This window comes from Pseudomonas sp. 1 (genome assembly GCF_056626735.1).
This window is the reverse complement of record NZ_JBWXMQ010000006.1, coordinates 192,707-209,563: the sequence shown is the minus strand read 5'-3', so window position 1 is coordinate 209,563 and position 16,857 is coordinate 192,707. Positions and strand designations below refer to the sequence as shown.

At 60.1% G+C, this 16,857-nt stretch carries 10 protein-coding genes; 5 read left to right on the top strand and 5 right to left on the bottom strand.

Going from position 1 to position 16,857, the window contains the following annotated elements; translation table 11 throughout:
* Nucleotides 1-81: 81 nt before the first annotated feature.
* Entirely contained in the window at nt 82-5,808 is a 5,727-nt protein-coding gene (locus tag AC1MDC_RS11480; RefSeq protein ID WP_480393019.1) for a dermonecrotic toxin domain-containing protein, read from the bottom strand.
* 192 nt (nt 5,809-6,000) lie between these two features.
* Between AC1MDC_RS11480 and lon the strand changes: the two genes are divergently transcribed.
* From lon to cmoB, 5 genes are all read left to right on the top strand, one after another.
* Complete coding sequence (gene lon / locus AC1MDC_RS11475; RefSeq protein WP_085699790.1) at nt 6,001-8,424, top strand: endopeptidase La; 2,424 nt, start codon at nt 6,001-6,003, stop codon at nt 8,422-8,424.
* A gap of 220 nt (nt 8,425-8,644) precedes the next feature.
* Nucleotides 8,645-9,037, top strand: coding sequence for a protease inhibitor I42 family protein (locus AC1MDC_RS11470; protein ID WP_085699792.1), 393 nt, complete (start codon nt 8,645-8,647; stop codon nt 9,035-9,037).
* Nucleotides 9,038-9,039: 2 nt separating this feature from the next.
* A complete protein-coding gene (locus AC1MDC_RS11465; RefSeq protein WP_170929754.1) occupies nt 9,040-9,684 on the top strand; it encodes a lysoplasmalogenase in 645 nt (214 codons plus the stop codon).
* 121 nt (nt 9,685-9,805) lie between these two features.
* Nucleotides 9,806-10,513, top strand: a complete 708-nt coding sequence (cmoA, locus tag AC1MDC_RS11460) for a carboxy-S-adenosyl-L-methionine synthase CmoA (RefSeq protein WP_218888027.1) — start codon at nt 9,806-9,808, stop codon at nt 10,511-10,513.
* Nucleotides 10,510-11,466 (top strand): tRNA 5-methoxyuridine(34)/uridine 5-oxyacetic acid(34) synthase CmoB, encoded by a 957-nt coding sequence (gene cmoB / locus AC1MDC_RS11455; protein WP_480393018.1) that lies wholly within the window; start codon nt 10,510-10,512, stop codon nt 11,464-11,466. The genes cmoA and cmoB overlap by 4 nt, the downstream gene beginning before the upstream one ends.
* 72 nt (nt 11,467-11,538) lie before the next feature.
* On the opposite strand, the gene tadA is transcribed toward cmoB, so the two are convergent.
* The 4 genes from tadA to guaB form a co-directional block, all read right to left on the bottom strand.
* A complete protein-coding gene (gene tadA / locus AC1MDC_RS11450) occupies nt 11,539-12,036 on the bottom strand; it encodes a tRNA adenosine(34) deaminase TadA (RefSeq protein ID WP_085699800.1) in 498 nt (165 codons plus the stop codon).
* Entirely contained in the window at nt 12,036-13,412 is a 1,377-nt protein-coding gene (locus AC1MDC_RS11445; protein ID WP_266200983.1) for a multicopper oxidase family protein, read from the bottom strand. Before AC1MDC_RS11445 ends, tadA begins: the two co-directional genes overlap by 1 nt.
* 213 nt (nt 13,413-13,625) lie before the next feature.
* Nucleotides 13,626-15,203: a glutamine-hydrolyzing GMP synthase gene (guaA, locus tag AC1MDC_RS11440; protein ID WP_085699807.1), complete on the bottom strand. Its 1,578-nt coding sequence runs from the start codon at nt 15,201-15,203 to the stop codon at nt 13,626-13,628.
* A 99-nt stretch (nt 15,204-15,302) separates the two neighbouring features.
* Nucleotides 15,303-16,772: an IMP dehydrogenase gene (guaB, locus tag AC1MDC_RS11435; RefSeq protein WP_011335798.1), complete on the bottom strand. Its 1,470-nt coding sequence runs from the start codon at nt 16,770-16,772 to the stop codon at nt 15,303-15,305.
* Nucleotides 16,773-16,857 lie beyond the last annotated feature (85 nt).

Below are 16,857 nucleotides of genomic sequence, written 5' to 3'. Positions count from 1 at the left end.
GTGCGTTCTGCCTGAGGCACCACGAGCCCTTCCGACCGTCAAATCCGTTGTTTTTTGACAATGCCCGGAGCCAGCCGGTTTTTATCTCACCCTGATCATTTGCAGATCGTGTTCAAGCATATTGATCAAGTTCTGCAGGTATTTGAATCGCTTATCTTTTTTCTCCCAACGATCAATGAACAGCAAGCCGTGATCGTTGACCTGGATCGGTGTCTCGACGATTTCACCGGTCCTGGATTTATGCACCAGACGGAGCGCACTCGTGTCTGAACTGTCGATCATGAACATCCCGGCACCGGTCAGTTTGCTGCGGCTGACAGACTGCACCGGGACTGGTTTTTCCCCTCCGGCGACGGCCACCTCCATCAAGAAATCGCTGCGCAGGGCGCGGCTAGTGGTTCCCATCCTGCCGGCCACAACTTCCCACCCCCCGCGATGGATACCTTTGGCCAGTTCCGGAGCGGTGTCGCGCACATGGAGACTGACTGCCGAGAGGGTATCCGCCAGCCCCGGTACACCCAGGTTGTAATTGGTGTGGGCACTGCCGATCAGGGCCACCCATTTATGCGGTCCGTGTGCCAGTTGGTCGGCTTTGATCACCTGAGTGGCGAAATAGCTGAACATCTCGTTGCGAGAAATATCGGTGTCACGCAAGCCCTTGACGTGGTACGACGCCGTGCAATCGAGTGCCCTGATACGGATGTTGTACTTGGCCGCCGCCTGACAGACCTCTGTGTACGTATCGTTACCGGCATGGGTGGGCATCTGGCCACGGTCCTGAACGCGCAGATAAGCCTTCAGTCGGTCCGGCATGCGCTGTGTCCGGTAAAAAACATCCAGGTCAGCCTGATGCAGATCGGTGAACAGATGCTCCATGTACAGCGTGTCATACCCGGCTTGCTTGAGCGCCTTCATGTGTTTTTTCAGCAGCACTTTGCTCGATACGTCGCTATGGGCCTCGCCGATCAGCAGGTTCAAGCGTCCGTCAGCCAACTGCCGCAAAAAACCTTCGAATGAGGTGTCTGAGGTGATTGTCGGGAGCCTGGCAGCTGCGGGGGGAGTGTACTGAGCAAAAGTGTCCCGGGCTTTTTTCCCGAGACGCTCGCGGTTGGTGATGAACGCATCATGCGCCGGTCTTTCTTTAGGTGCGGACGGGGAATAACGTGAATCCAAGGCATGGCGTTGGTGCAACATGTTCGCGATATCGTCACGCAGGGAGGCCGGGATATCGTAGTCGCTGAAATGCTCGACAACAGAAGTAATCGGAGCGGGCCTGGAGACGGGCTGGGGAGCCTTATACGCCGTCGGCCATTGCACACGATAATCGCCCTTGGCAGCCGCATCCCCCGCGTTTGTCCCGGCCGAATCGAGGCTGATACGTGCTGACTGATCCAGGGCAACGTCTTCTACACGCACGGCGACAGCAGCATGCAGGTCAGCCAGGCCAGGGGTTTTGTCGGAGGTGCACATGCGTGATTGTTCAGTGAGAACCACCCAGCGCTCCTCGGGCGCATCGGCGATATCGGCGGCCAGCGTCTTGTGTGAATAGAAATTTCTGATGAGGTTGCTTCGAGGGGTCAATGGCGAGACATCGGCCAGGACCAGAGCCCCGTCCAGGTTGTAGCTGGTCGAAGCATCCAGCGCATGGATTTTCAGACCTTTTTCGCGAGCCGCACGCACCAGTGCCAGATACGAGTGTGGTGCGTCTTTCTCATGTCCCAGTGCACGGTCGACGGCTTCAAGATGAGTTTTGATGTGCTTCCAGGTTCCACCCTTGTTCATTTTTGCCAGCTTGACATTGAAGACATCACCCGCCAGGTATTCCACGTAAAGCCGCTTGTAGCCTTGACTGACGAGTGCGTCCAGATTATCGATCAGCAGTTGTTTGCTGGCGATCGAATCGGGCCGGGCGCCGATCACCAGATTTTTCCCTTTGACAGTATCGCTGCCGATCAACCGGGCAAATGACAGGTCGCCGGCGACTGCCGGGACTTCGGCGCGGGCTGCCAGCGGGGCAAGTCCGGCGAAATGAGCAGTGGCGTCTGCGCTGAGCTTTTCGACCTGCTTGAGGTATGCGGTGCGTGTCGAGGCAAGCTCATGGGCGGCGCCTTCCATGACGACGGCGGGCGTGATGGCTATATCGTCCTGACTGCGCAGGAGGATGTTCTGCCGGGTTTGCGGATTCATCACCGTTTCGATGCGTTCCCGGTACTTGGGCTCTACGCCATAGTCCTTATACGGTCCGGGGGGCTCTGGTACAGGCTCATACTTGGGCGCTCCACCGACCATGCCACTACGTACCAGAACGCCATCGGAATTGCGCACGGTCAGAATGCCGGTAGAAACGAGTTCGCTGGAATCCGGCTTGAACCGATAGAGCAAATAACGACCGAGTTCGTCAGGACTGTTCCTGGTATAGAACAGTTGGTTTCTGAAAGACACCACATGCATGTCTTTCAAATGAGGTTGGGGTGCCACGTCATCAATCACGGCCATGACATGTTCCAGTTGATTTCTGGCGCTGGCACTGGAGAGGCGTGGCAGCAAAAGACTGCGTGTGGGTTTGAGCGGTTTCAACATCGGACGCAGGTCGGTCAGTACCGCCCCGGCACTGTTGAACAGATAGCCGAGCCAATGCTCAAAAGCTTCACCGTGGTCACCCTGGCGATAGGCGTGCAGGGCGAGCATGCCGTCCTTGAAAGCCAACAGCAGACCGCTACTCAGGCTCAGCAGCGGGAACGGCGCAGTGGCAATGGCGGTGAACAGTTCGACAGTGATCCATACCAGACCGGCGATCATTCCGGCACGGCTGGTGGTGGTCGCGTTAACGTCGTCGATCCGACGTTGCAGCTTCATGTTGTAAAGGGCAAAGCGCAGATCACTGACTGCCGCGACCGCGTGGGTCGAGTCGTAACGCGCAGGGCTGGGTGTCGTTTTATTGAGGCCTGCGGGCAGCTCCTTCCTGATATTTTCAAGGTACTTGCTTACACGGGGCCGGGCGCTGACGCTGACTCGCGAGACCAGGTATTCGAGCATGCCGGACAGCTGTTTAAGCAGGTAGTTGAACAGCCGCGCCTCGCGAAAAACCACGCCGTCGGGCGCATCGGGTGTGTAGAGCAGGACCGGGTTGTCGCCGTGGCTGAACAGCCACGTATCGATCACCCACTCGCCGTCGATCATCAGACGGTGAAGCGCATAATTGGTGCGCGTGGCACCTGAAGTCTCACCCATACTGTCAATACTGCGCTCCAGCCATTGCAGGTCATGACTGGCAATATGGCCTTGCAGCTGGCACTCCAGCGCGGCGTTTTTCATCTGGAGCCGGGTAATCGCCAGGGTCGCATTACGCCTGAAGTCATAGCCTTCGCTTGTCGAACTTTGCAGCTCGGCCTTGACTTTGTCGATGTAGCGTTGGCCGATCCATACACCGGTGACCGAACGCGCGACATTCTCTGCGGTCAGGTTGCTGATATCGATCCCCTGCGGACCTCTGAAGCGCGCCGAGCGGGAAAATTTTTCATCGAGAAAACCGACGCCGTCGGCGTAACCGTCGCGATAAAGCTTCGTGTACGTCAAAGGTGCCGGTGTCCACGAGGGCATGATGGAGGTCGGCGAGAATGCCCAGACGGTATCCGGGTCGACATCGTTGGCCGTGCGTTTGAGCAAGCGATTCAAGCTTATTTTTGCTTGCTCGTGCACATAGTCATCAAAGGTCGGAAAGCGACTGCCCGACAAGGCGTGGCTAATGAACGCACGCAAGACTCCGTCGGCGCCTTCGCCATGGGTCGTCAGTTTCCGGCGGTTGACGGAGGTGGTCGAGCGATACCACAACGGTGTACTGAAATCGTAGTCGTCGGTCCGTGTAGCGAGCATGTGCCTGGCCATCGCACCAAGGCAATCAAGATGACTGCCGTGAGCGAACGTGACCTTGTGATGCTCGTGCGCCTCTGGCTTGAAACTCAGTCCGGACAACACCTGGCGCACCTTCTGGCGAAAACGCATGGGCGCGCGACGGATCAGATAGCCGGCCATGCTGTCGGCGACACTTTGCCGGGCCCAGCCAAGCAAGTGAGTCTGGCATTCGAGCTCACTGTCGAAAGCCTGGAATTGCTGCTCTCGCGGCGCCTCTGGCGTACACAGCAACAACCGTTTGATCGCGCCGCCGTCATCGTTCTGGCACAGCACCCACAAGTCCTGTAACTGTGCGCCGTGCAGCGACACGGTGGCGGCGCGCAGGCGGGAATCGCGGCCGTCACGCAGGCGCTGGATCAGTTGCAGGTCACTGTCGAGCAGATGCCCTTGCAGCACTGCCGTGTGAGCGAGGGCGACGATACGGTGATCGAGCATCTGCTCGATGGCGGACTTGATCGCAGGCCTGGCCTGTAGCGCTTTTTGCAAGTCATAGAAATCAGTTCGAGGCTGCAGTTCCAGGGCTTGCTTGATCAGCCACGCTGGTGTCACGTCAGCGTAGGCTGGTGGCAAAGGCTCGTCATTGTAAGTGAGGGTGGTGTGCTTCAAAAACGCCGAGTCCGGTAATTCATCGCCGGTGTGCGGGCCGCGCAAGGTCAGCTCAAGCAAACTGCTTTGTTGCACATAATTACCGTATCCCGGTACTTGACGAACGGTGGATAGGCTTAATTTTTCGGGCTCGATATCGTCGATTTCCAGATCTTCGCTCAGGCGCTCCAGCCATTGCTGGCGGGCCAGGGCCGTCAGGCTGCCTGCCGGTCCCATCAGGTCGAGCAGGTGTTGCCGCCTCTGCTGGTAGTTGCGCAGGTGCTGCGTCAGTGCGTTTTTTTGCGCAGTGCTGGCGCTCCGATACCAGTGCGGTGCGCTATCGCGCAGATGGCGTTCGAACAAGGATTGCGCGCGCAATTCCATACGCGACGTGAGATCCGGCAATGCGGCGGCAATTGCGCGCTCCAGGGCCGCGAGCAATAGCGTGGGGTCTTGCAGCGGGTTATCGGAGAAGCTCAAGGCGCGCTCGATATCCTGCGTACGTTTTTCGATCAGCGCATCGTAGATGTGTTCGAACAAGGGCTTGTTGTCGATCGGTACGAGCGACAGCGGCCAGATACCTGCTGCGCCCACAGCGTGATAGCGCGTCGGCAGCATGTGCATGAATTCTTGGCTTGCACTGGCCTGGTTCAGTGACGCGCGCAACTGGTTGTCGAGATCAGCCAGGGAATTGAAGAATTCGATGCCCCTTGCGGGGGTGAACAGCAACGCGTAACCCATGCCTTGGTCTGTCTGCAGATCCTTGACCTGGCGGGTGTTTTTTTCCGTGACGAGGAAGGCGCCGGCCAGCTCGACGATGGTGTCCTGGTAGCTGAACTGCAGCGCGTAAGTGGCTGGACGCAGCATAGGTACCCTATTGAGTTTTTGGAGAAGCTCGCCGGCTTGCGGGTGCAGCAGGCGGTCGCTGACGGCTTGCCTTGCTTCGTTGCCGATGGCGGTGAAGCCCGCGTCATATACGAGGAAGCTTTTTGCCGGTTTGCCGTCGATGCGGTCGCGCATGTCCATGCCGGCCAGTTGGCTAGCCAGTCCGTTTTTCAGCGTTGCGATCAACTTTTTGCCGTCGGCGCTTTTCAGATCGCTGTTTTCCACCACCTGATACAGCGCGCGACTGCGTTGCAGGTAGCTTGTACGGTAGGTTTTCAGTTGCTCATCGAGGCGTTTCAGGAAGGCCTGTTCGCTGGTCGGTTTCTGTTCGGGAAGCAATGGGTTTGGGGTATTGAACAAATAATGGGCGATCACGTTGAGATCGTTTTTGATCTCTTCGGGTGTGGGAGGGGTGGTGATACTCATTGGCACACGTCCATGTTGAGAATGAGGGCGCAGCATGGCGAAGGGCAGTCCTGACAAGGTGGTACACATACACTTCCAGACGAGGTCCTAAACCTGTCAAAGCCCTGAACACACAACCAGAAACACCCACCCCATTGAAACCACCAAAACCCTGCCCCATCTAACAGCCATACCCCATTGCGCAGGTGCCCCATGAGCGACCAGCAAGAATTCCCCGAGAACCCCGACGACATCACCGAAACCGACGCCGAACACATCGAACACCACGTCCCTGGCAAAGGTCTGGCCCTGCCCGGCCAGAACCTGCCGGACAAGGTGTATATCATGCCGATCCACAACCGCCCGTTCTTCCCGGCTCAGGTCCTGCCGGTCATCGTCAACGAAGAACCCTGGGCTGAAACCCTCGAACTGGTCAGCAAATCCGAACACCACTCCCTGGCCCTGTTCTTCATGGACACGCCCCAGGAAGACCCGCGCCACTTCGACACCAAGGCACTGCCGCAATACGGCACCCTGGTCAAGGTGCACCACGCCAGCCGCGAAAACGGCAAACTGCAATTCGTCGCCCAGGGCCTGAGCCGCGTCCGCATCAAGACCTGGCTCAAACACCACCGCCCGCCGTATCTGGTGGAAGTCGAATACCCGCACCAGCCCACCGAGCCGACCGACGAGGTCAAGGCCTACGGCATGGCGCTGATCAACGCGATCAAGGAACTGCTGCCGCTCAACCCGCTGTACAGCGAAGAGCTGAAGAACTACCTCAACCGCTTCAGCCCCAACGATCCGTCGCCGCTGACCGACTTCGCCGCCGCCCTTACCTCGGCGACCGGCAATGAGCTGCAGCAAGTGCTCGACTGCGTGCCGATGCTCAAGCGCATGGAAAAAGTCCTGCCGATGCTGCGCAAGGAAGTCGAAGTTGCGCGCCTGCAGAAAGAAATCTCCGCCGAAGTGAACCGCAAGATCGGCGAGCATCAGCGCGAGTTCTTCCTCAAGGAACAGCTCAAGGTCATCCAGCAGGAACTCGGCCTGACCAAGGACGACCGCAGCGCCGACCTCGAACAGTTCGAGCAGCGCCTGGAAGGCAAAGTCCTGCCGACCCAGGTGCAGAAGCGTCTCGAAGAAGAGATGAACAAACTGTCGATCCTCGAAACCGGATCGCCGGAATACGCGGTCACCCGCAACTACCTCGACTGGGCGACCTCGGTGCCGTGGGGCGTGTACGGCGAAGACAAGATCGACCTCAAGCACGCGCGCAAGGTACTGGACAAACACCACGCCGGCCTCGACGACATCAAGGACCGGATCCTCGAATTCCTCGCGGTCGGTGCCTACAAAGGTGAAATCAGCGGCTCCATCGTGCTGCTGGTCGGCCCGCCGGGCGTGGGTAAAACCAGTGTCGGCAAATCGATCGCCGAATCTCTCGGCCGGCCGTTCTACCGTTTCAGCGTCGGCGGCATGCGTGACGAGGCCGAAATCAAGGGCCACCGGCGCACTTACATTGGTGCGCAGCCGGGCAAACTGGTGCAGGCGTTGAAAGACGTCGAAGTGATGAACCCGGTGATCATGCTCGACGAGATCGACAAGATGGGCCAGAGCTACCAGGGCGATCCAGCCTCGGCGCTGCTGGAAACCCTCGATCCGGAACAGAACGTCGAATTCCTCGACCACTATCTGGACCTGCGGATGGACCTGTCGAAAGTCCTGTTCGTCTGCACCGCCAACACTCTGGATTCGATTCCCGGCCCGTTGCTGGACCGGATGGAAGTGATTCGCCTGTCGGGTTATATCACCGAAGAAAAAGTCGCCATCGCCAAGCGTCACCTGTGGCCGAAACTGCTGGAAAAGGCCGGCGTGTCCAAGGGCAGCCTGAGCATCAGCGACACGGCGCTCAAGGCCTTGATCGACGGTTACGCCCGTGAAGCCGGCGTGCGCCAGCTGGAAAAACAGATGGGCAAACTGGTGCGCAAAGCGGTGATGAAGCTGATCGACGACCCGAAAGCGGTGATCAAGATCGGCCCGAAAGATCTCGAAGCGTCCCTCGGCCATCCGGTGTTCCGCAACGAACAGGTGCTGTCCGGCACCGGCGTGATCACTGGCCTGGCATGGACCAGCATGGGCGGCGCGACTCTGCCGATCGAAGCCACGCGGATTCACACGTTAAATCGTGGTTTCAAACTCACCGGGCAACTGGGCGATGTGATGAAGGAATCGGCCGAGATCGCCTACAGCTACGTCAGCTCGCACCTCAAATCCTTCGGTGGCGATACGAAATTCTTCGATGAAGCTTTCGTCCACCTGCACGTGCCGGAAGGTGCAACACCGAAAGACGGCCCGAGCGCCGGCGTGACCATGGCCAGTGCCTTGCTCTCCCTCGCTCGTAACCAGCCGCCGAAAAAAGGCGTGGCGATGACCGGTGAATTGACACTGACCGGGCATGTACTGCCGATTGGCGGGGTGCGCGAGAAGGTGATTGCGGCGCGGCGCCAGAAGATTTTCGAGTTGATTCTGCCGGAGGCGAATCGCGGCAACTTCGAAGAACTGCCGGATTACCTGAAAGAAGGCATCACCGTGCATTTCGCCAAGAAGTTTGCGGATGTGGCGAAGGTGCTTTTCTAACCCTCCCCTGCTGATCGTTCCCACGCTCCGCGTGGGAATGCATCCTTTGACGCTCTGCGTCACGCTTGCAAAGGACGCAGAGCGTCCCGGGCGGCATTCCCACGCGGACGCGTTCGACGCCTCGACGTGGGAACGATCACGCCAAGCCTGGCGTTGTCACACTTTGTCTCATCTTCAGTTATGCTCGCCGTTCGTCGCCAACGCCGGAGCCACTGAATCCATGTCCCCCCTTCGCCTGTTTGTCCCCCTGTCTCTCGCCCTGCTGGCCGCCTGCGCCACGCAACCGAAAACCAACGTGACCGTGGAAAAACAGAGCGAATGCCCGGTGCAACTCACCAATGGGCAAAACCTGATCGTCATGCTCCCGAGCAACCCCACCACCGGCTACCGCTGGGCTATCCAGGATTCCGCCGGCGGCGTATTGCGCGCCCTCAGCCCCGAGGTCTACAGCAATCCGGAAGATGCCGGCGTGGTCGGCGCGGCCGGTCTCTCGACCTGGCGCTTCCAGGCTTTCGCCACCGGCACCGGTCGTCTGCGTCTGACTTCACAGCAACCATGGGCACCGGAAGTGTTGCCGGTGGAAACATTTGACTGCGCCATTTCGGTGAACTGATCGTGGGCTGGCTGATCCTCGCGCTGATGGGCGCCGTGACTTTTCTCTACGGCGTCAGTACCCACGCGGCGTTGCTTTGCCTGCTGGTCAAACCGCTGCCGGTGCTGGCATTGCTCGGCTGGTTGCACGATGCGCCGCCGAGCGAATATCGCCGCTGGATCAGCCTCGGACTGATTTTCTCGTTGATCGGCGATGTGCTGCTGGCGTGGCCGGGGGATTTGTTCGTCTTCGGCCTGGGTGCGTTTCTGGTCGCGCATCTTGCGTATCTCAAGGCTTATCTCAGTGATTGCCGGCGCCTGGCATTGCTGCCGCTGATCCTGGCGCTCAGCGTCGGCGCCGTGCTGTTGGGCATTCTGATTTCCAGTGGACTGGGTCCGTTGACCGTGCCGGTGATCGTTTACGGCACCGCCATCAGCGCCATGCTCTGGCGCGCCCTGGCCCGGCTCGGCAGCAGCGTGCCGCAGCGCTCGGCATTGCTGGCGGCGGGTGGCGCAGTGGCGTTCGTGTTTTCCGACAGCGTGATCGGCATCGATCGTTTTGTCGCACCGTTCCACGCTGCTCCGTATGTGATCATCCTCAGTTACTGGCTGGGGCAGTGGGGCATCGCCGCCTCGGCATTTTCCCAGAGCAAACGTCCGGCCCTTTGACCCGGCGGTTTATCAGACAACCCGCGCATCTGCGCGCCAGTTTGGCTAAAATGCCGGCCTTTTCATCGACACCGCCGGAACCGCCGTGAGCAAAGAACCCGATCGCATTTTCGCCCAGCCGATGGCCCAGGTGCCTGACTTCGCCTTCAACGAAGACGTGGTGCGGGTGTTCCCGGACATGATCAAGCGTTCGGTGCCGGGTTACCCGACCATCGTCGAAAACCTCGGCGTGCTCGCCGCGCAGTTCGCCCAGCCGAACAGCGTGCTCTACGACCTCGGCGCCTCCCTCGGTGCGGTAACCCAGGCCCTGCGCCGGCACGTGCGCACCGACGGTTGCCGGGTGATTGCGGTGGATAACTCGGCGGCGATGGTCGAGCGCTGCCGCGAATACCTCAACGGTCAGGATTCGATGTTCCAGGAGTTGCTGCCAGTGGAGGTGATCGAAGGTGACATTCTCGCCCTCGATTTCAAACCGGCCTCGGTGGTGGCGCTGAACTTCACTCTGCAATTCATCGCCCCGGATCAGCGCACCGCGTTGCTGTCGCGCATTCGCCAATCGTTGCTGCCGGGTGGCGCGCTGATTCTGTCGGAGAAGCTGCGCTTCAACGATGCCGAAGAACACGCGCTGCTCACCGATCTGCACGTCGCATTCAAACGCGCCAACGGCTACAGCGAACTGGAAATCGCCCAGAAGCGCAGCGCCATCGAAAACGTCATGAAGCCCGACAGCCTCGAAGAACACCGCGAGCGCCTGCTGGCGGCCGGGTTCTCGAAAGTCGTGCCGTGGTTCCAGTGTCTTAACTTTGCCTCGTTGATTGCCTTGCCATGATTGATCTGTCTCCCCTCGCCCGCCGTCTGGCCGGTACGCCGCTGGCCGAATGGGCCAACACCCTGCAAGTGCAGCTCGACAAGAAAATGGAGAAAGGCCACGGCGATCTGGAACGCTGGCAAAGTGCGCTGGACGCTTTGCCGAAGCTCCAGCCGACCGAAATCGACCTGCTCGACGGCCTGAAGCTGGACACCGATTGCGACGACGCAACCCGCGCACAGATGCGCACCGCGCTGATGGGCCTGTCGCCGTGGCGCAAGGGGCCGTTCGATCTGTTCGGCGTGCATGTCGACACCGAATGGCGCTCGGACTGGAAATGGTCGCGGGTTTCTCCGCATCTGGACCTGAAGGGCAAGCGCATCCTCGATGTCGGTTGCGGCAACGGCTACTACATGTGGCGCATGCTCGGCGCCGGTGCCGACAGCGTGATCGGCGTCGATCCGAACTGGCTGTTCTTCTGCCAGTTCCAGGCGGTGCAGCGTTATCTGTCAGAGCCGAATGCCTGGCACCTGCCGTTCCCGTTCGAAGACCTGCCGCCGAACCTGGAAGGCTTCGACACGGTGTTTTCCATGGGCGTGTTCTACCACCGTCGTTCGCCGATCGAGCATTTGCTGGCGCTGAAGGATTGCCTGGTGAAGGGTGGCGAACTGGTGCTGGAGACATTGGTGGTCGAAGGCGACAAGCATCAAGTGCTGGTGCCGGAAGACCGTTATGCGCAGATGCGCAATGTGTGGTTTTTGCCATCGGTGCCGGCGCTGGAACTGTGGCTGCGGCGCGCGGGTTTCACCGATGTGAAATGTGTGGATGTGAGCACCACCACCGTCGAAGAGCAGCGCGGGACCGAGTGGATGAAGTATCAGTCGTTGAGCGACTTCCTCGATCCGCAAGATCACAGCAAGACGATCGAAGGGCTGCCGGCGCCGATGCGCGCCGTCATCGTCGCGAAGAAGTAACGACCCCTTCCAGACACTGCAAAAAATTGTGGGAGCTGGCTGGCCAGCTCCCACAGGGTTTGATGTTGTGCTTCAGTCTGCGGGTTTCGCCCGCCGCGCCCTGAAGAACTCGGTCAACACCGCCCCGCACTCCTGCGCCAACACCCCACCTTCATACAGCACTCGATGGTTGAGAAAGCCCTGAGTGAAGAACTGCCCCTGACTCTGCACAATCCCGGCCTTGGGCTCCAGCGCGCCGTACACCACCCGCGCAATCCGCGAATGCACGATCAGCCCGGCGCACATGCTGCACGGTTCCAGCGTCACGTAGAGCGTACTGCCCGGCAGGCGATAGTTGCTCACAGCCTGAGCAGCGGCGCGGATCGCGACCATTTCCGCATGAGCACTCGGGTCACTGGCGCTGATCGGGCAATTGAAGCCGCGACCGATAATCTCGCCATCCTGCACCAGCACCGCGCCCACCGGCACTTCGCCGAGGGCTGCGCCTTGGGCCGCCAACGCCAGGGCTTCGCGCATGAAGTCGCGGTCACGGCTGCGGTCGATGATCGCCGCGGGGCGAATCTGGCGCATCACTTCACCTCGATGGCGGCCATCAGGCCGGTTTCCATGTGGTCGATCACGTGGCAGTGGAACATCCACACGCCAGGGTTATCCGCCACCAACGCCACTTGCGCGCGCTCGTTTTTGCCCAGCAGATAAGTGTCGGTGAAGTACGGCACGATCTTGTGCCGGTTCGACGCAATCACCTTGAAGCTCATGCCGTGCAGGTGGATCGGGTGCTGGTACTGGGTCATGTTCTTCAGTTCGAAAATATAGCTCTGACCCAGTTTCAGGCTGGCGATCGGCCGGTCGGCGCAGGTCTTGTCCGTGATGTCCCAGGCCTTGCCGTTGATCTGCCACAGGCTCGGCGGCTTGCCGTTATCAACATTCACCGACACCGAACCGACCCATTCGAAATTGAAGTTGAGTTTCTCGGCATTGGCCAGGTCCGGCTCGGCCACCGGGTTGGCCGGCAGTGCGTTCGGCCAGTCGGTCGGCGCGTCATTGTTGGCTACCGAACGCAGAGTGCCCAGGCGAACCGGGCCATTGCGCAACGACAGTTCTTCACCGGCCGGCGGCGCCTTGATCGCCAGACAGATGCGCATGCCCGGGCCGAGCCAGTATTCCTTGCCCAGCGGGCGCGGCTCGACCGGGTTGCCGTCCAGCGCATAAATCTGCGCTTCGACGCCGGGAATATTGATGCGATAGGTCAGGGTATTGTCGAGGTTGAGCAGGCGCACGCGGGTGATCTGCCCCGCCGGCAACTCGATCACCGGCGAAGGCACGCCGTTGATGGTCGACAGCCTTCCTGCCGTACCGCCCCGGGCCGCTTCACGCGGGATGCTGAATTCGACGAAATTGCCCTCGTCGTCGATGTGCCAGTTCTTCAGGCTCAGGGTCTTTTCGTACTTGAACCCGGTCGGCTCGCGCTCCTCGACAATCAACGGCCCGACCAGCCCGCGACCGAGTTCTTCGCTGCTGCTGACGTGCGGGTGATACCAATAGCTGCCGGCGTCCGGCACACGGAATTTGTAATCGAAGTATTCGCCCGGCAGCACCGGCAATTGCGAAACATACGGCACACCGTCCATTTCCAGCGGCAGGCGGATGCCGTGCCAGTGAATGGTGGTCGCGACCGGCAGATGATTGATGAAGCGAACCCGCAACCACTCGCCCTGACGCACGCGCAATTCGGTGCCCGGCGCCGACGGGCCGAACGCCCACGCCTCGGTCTTGTGCCCCGGCACCAACTCGACATCCAGGGGCGCGGCGATCAGCTCGTAGTCATGCCCCGCATCGGCATCGGCCATCTTGCCCAGCCAGTAACGCGACGCGCCCCCCGCTCCCACGCCAACGACAACAAGACCGGCCAGGCCACCGAGGATTTGGCGACGGGTAAAGGACATGAACTCAACTACCTCACGTATCTGCGGCGGGCCCGCAGGCCCGTAAAGGGCGAATACGATACACCTGCAAATGAGAAAGAAACAGCAACGCGGCCGTGACCACAGGCCGCAGGGGCATGAATCCAGTGGACGACACAAATGCAAAAAGCCGTGTGAACTCACGTTCACACGGCTTTTTCATCCAGCATTCAAACCATTACGGCTTGCGCGGGATCACTCCCACTCAATGGTCGCCGGCGGCTTGCTCGACACGTCGTAAGTCACGCGCGAAATACCTTCGATTTCATTGATGATGCGGCCGCTGACAGTTTCCAGCAGTTCGTAAGGCAGGTGTGCCCAACGCGCGGTCATGAAGTCGATGGTTTCCACGGCACGCAGCGCCACGACCCAGGCGTAACGACGGCCATCGCCGACCACGCCAACCGATTTCACCGGCTGGAACACGACGAAGGCCTGGCTGACCTTGTGGTACCAGTCGGCCTTGCGCAGTTCTTCGATGAAGATGTGGTCGGCGCGACGCAGCAGGTCGGCGTATTCCTTCTTCACTTCACCGAGGATCCGCACGCCCAGGCCCGGGCCCGGGAACGGGTGGCGGTAGACCATGTCGTACGGCAGGCCCAGTTCCAGGCCCAGACGACGGACTTCGTCCTTGAACAGTTCGCGCAGTGGCTCGACCAGTTTCAGGTTCATTTCTTCCGGCAGGCCGCCCACGTTGTGGTGCGACTTGATCACGTGGGCCTTGCCGCTTTTCGCGCCAGCCGACTCGATCACGTCCGGGTAGATGGTGCCCTGGGCCAGGTACTTGATGTTTTCCAGCTTGCAGGATTCGGCATCGAACACGTCGATGAAGGTGCGGCCGATGATCTTGCGCTTCTTCTCCGGATCGGCTTCGCCGGCCAGGTTGTTCAGGAACTGCTCTTCAGCGTTGGCGCGGATCACCTTGACGCCCATGTTCTCGGCGAACATGGCCATCACTTGCTCGCCTTCGTGCAGACGCAGCAGGCCGTTATCGACGAAGACGCAGGTCAGTTGATCGCCGATGGCCTTGTGCAGCAGCGCCGCAACTACCGAGGAATCCACACCGCCGGACAGGCCCAGCAGCACGTTGTCGGTACCGACCTGTGCGCGGATGTTGGCGATGGCGTCTTCGGCGATCTTCGACGGAGTCCACAGGGCTTCACAGCCGCAGATGTCGAGAACGAAACGCGACAGGATGCGACCGCCCTGCTTGGTGTGGGTCACTTCCGGGTGGAATTGCACGCCATAGTAAGCACGCTCGTCGTTGAACATGCCGGCGATCGGGCAGCTCGGGGTGCTGGCCAGAATGTGGAAATCGCCTGGCATTTTGGTGACCTTGTCACCGTGGCTCATCCACACGTCGAGGCCGAACAGGCCGTCGGCGTCGATGTGGTCTTCGATGCCGTCGAGCAGGCGGCTCTTGCCGACCACGTCAACGCGGGCATAACCGAACTCACGCAGTTCGGAGCCTTCAACCTTGCCGCCCAGCTGCTCGGCCATGGTCTGCATGCCGTAGCAGATACCGAAAACCGGTACGCCCAGATCGAACACCGCTTGCGGGCAGCGCGGGCTGTTGGCTTCGTGCACGGACTCGGGACCGCCGGCGAGGATCACGCCTTTTGGCGCGAATTCGCGGATCGCATCCTCGTCCATGTCGAACGGGTGCAGTTCGCAGTACACACCGATCTCGCGCACGCGGCGGGCGATCAGTTGGGTGTATTGCGAACCGAAGTCGAGGATCAGGATGCGGTGAGCGTGAATGTCGAGGGCCATGATTCAGTCTCGTCTAAGTAATTCAGAAACAGTCTTGATTCAGAAACAACTCGGGGCTGAATAAAACAGCCCCGGTCATTTGACGTTTTGCTTGAAGCCTCAACCTACGCGGTAGTTTGGCGCTTCCTTGGTGATCTGCACGTCGTGGACGTGGGATTCGGCCATACCTGCACCGGTGATCCGCACGAACTCAGGCTTGGTGCGCATCTCTTCGATGTTGGCGCTGCCGGTGTAACCCATCGAGGAACGCAGACCGCCCATCAACTGGTGAATGATCGCGCTCAGGGTGCCCTTGTAGGGAACACGGCCTTCGATGCCTTCCGGAACGAGTTTCTCGGCGCCTGCCGAGGAGTCCTGGAAGTAACGGTCGGAGGAGCCTTGAGCCTGGGACATGGCGCCCAGCGAACCCATGCCGCGATAAGCCTTGTAGGAACGGCCCTGGAACAGTTCGATCTCGCCCGGCGCTTCTTCGGTACCGGCGAACATCGAGCCCATCATCACGCAGGACGCACCGGCCACGATGGCCTTGGACAGGTCACCGGAGAAACGGATGCCGCCGTCGGCGATCAACGGAACGCCAGTGCCTTCAAGGGCTGCGGCGACGTTGGCGATGGCACTGATTTGCGGAACGCCGACACCGGCGACGATACGGGTGGTGCAGATCGAGCCAGGGCCGATACCGACCTTGACCGCGTCGGCGCCAGCTTCGGCCAGAGCCTTGGCGGCTGCGCCGGTGGCGATGTTGCCGCCGATCACCTGCACTTCAGGGAAGTTCTCCTTGACCCAGCGAACGCGGTCGATCACGCCTTTGGAGTGACCGTGAGCGGTGTCGACCACCACCACGTCCACACCGGCATTGACCAGGGCAGCAACGCGGTCACCGGTGTCTTTACCGGTACCGACCGCAGCGCCGACGCGCAGACGACCCTGGTCGTCCTTGCTGGCCAGTGGGTAAGCCTTGGCTTTTTCGATGTCTTTGACGGTCATCATGCCTTTGAGGGCAAACTTGTCGTCGACGATCAGGACTTTTTCCAGACGGTGCTTGTGCAGCAGCTCGCGGACTTCGTTCTTGTCGGCGCCTTCGCGAACAGTGACCAGACGCTCTTTGGGCGTCATCACTTCGCGAACGGTGGCGTCCAGACGGGTTTCGAAACGCACGTCACGGGAAGTGACGATGCCGACCAGGTCGCCATCGTGCAGAACCGGAACGCCGGAAATGTTGTGCATGCGGGTCAGTTCGAACAGATCACGAACCGTGGCGTCAGCCTCGATGGTGATTGGGTCCTTGACCACACCGGCTTCGAACTTCTTGACCTTGCGAACTTCGGCAGCTTGCTGCTCGATGGTCATGTTCTTGTGGATAATGCCGATGCCACCTTCCTGAGCCATGGCGATTGCCAGACGGGCTTCGGTAACGGTGTCCATGGCGGCAGAAACCAGAGGAATGTTCAGCTCGATGCCACGGGTAAGGCGGGTCTTCAGACTGACTTCGTTAGGAAGCACCTCGGAATAACCGGGCACTAGGAGAATGTCGTCGAAGGTCAGAGCTTCTTGGCTGATACGCAGCATCGCGGGGGCTCCCGAGCGGGAAAATGGAAGCGCGCCATTATAGTCAGACACCCCCTCGGGTTCAATGTAAAACTTGTCTTATATC

Bases quoted from the DNA above. Each gene is read 5' to 3' on its own strand.
- AC1MDC_RS11480 (WP_480393019.1), bottom strand. From the start codon at position 5,808: ATGAGTATCACCACCCCTCCCACACCCGAAGAGATCAAAAACGATCTC.
- lon (WP_085699790.1), top strand. From the start codon at position 6,001: ATGAGCGACCAGCAAGAATTCCCCGAGAACCCCGACGACATCACCGAA.
- AC1MDC_RS11470 (WP_085699792.1), top strand. From the start codon at position 8,645: ATGTCCCCCCTTCGCCTGTTTGTCCCCCTGTCTCTCGCCCTGCTGGCC.
- cmoA (WP_218888027.1), top strand. From the start codon at position 9,806: ATGGCCCAGGTGCCTGACTTCGCCTTCAACGAAGACGTGGTGCGGGTG.
- cmoB (WP_480393018.1), top strand. From the start codon at position 10,510: ATGATTGATCTGTCTCCCCTCGCCCGCCGTCTGGCCGGTACGCCGCTG.
- tadA (WP_085699800.1), bottom strand. From the start codon at position 12,036: ATGCGCCAGATTCGCCCCGCGGCGATCATCGACCGCAGCCGTGACCGC.
- AC1MDC_RS11445 (WP_266200983.1), bottom strand. From the start codon at position 13,412: ATGTCCTTTACCCGTCGCCAAATCCTCGGTGGCCTGGCCGGTCTTGTT.
- guaA (WP_085699807.1), bottom strand. From the start codon at position 15,203: ATGGCCCTCGACATTCACGCTCACCGCATCCTGATCCTCGACTTCGGT.
- guaB (WP_011335798.1), bottom strand. From the start codon at position 16,772: ATGCTGCGTATCAGCCAAGAAGCTCTGACCTTCGACGACATTCTCCTA.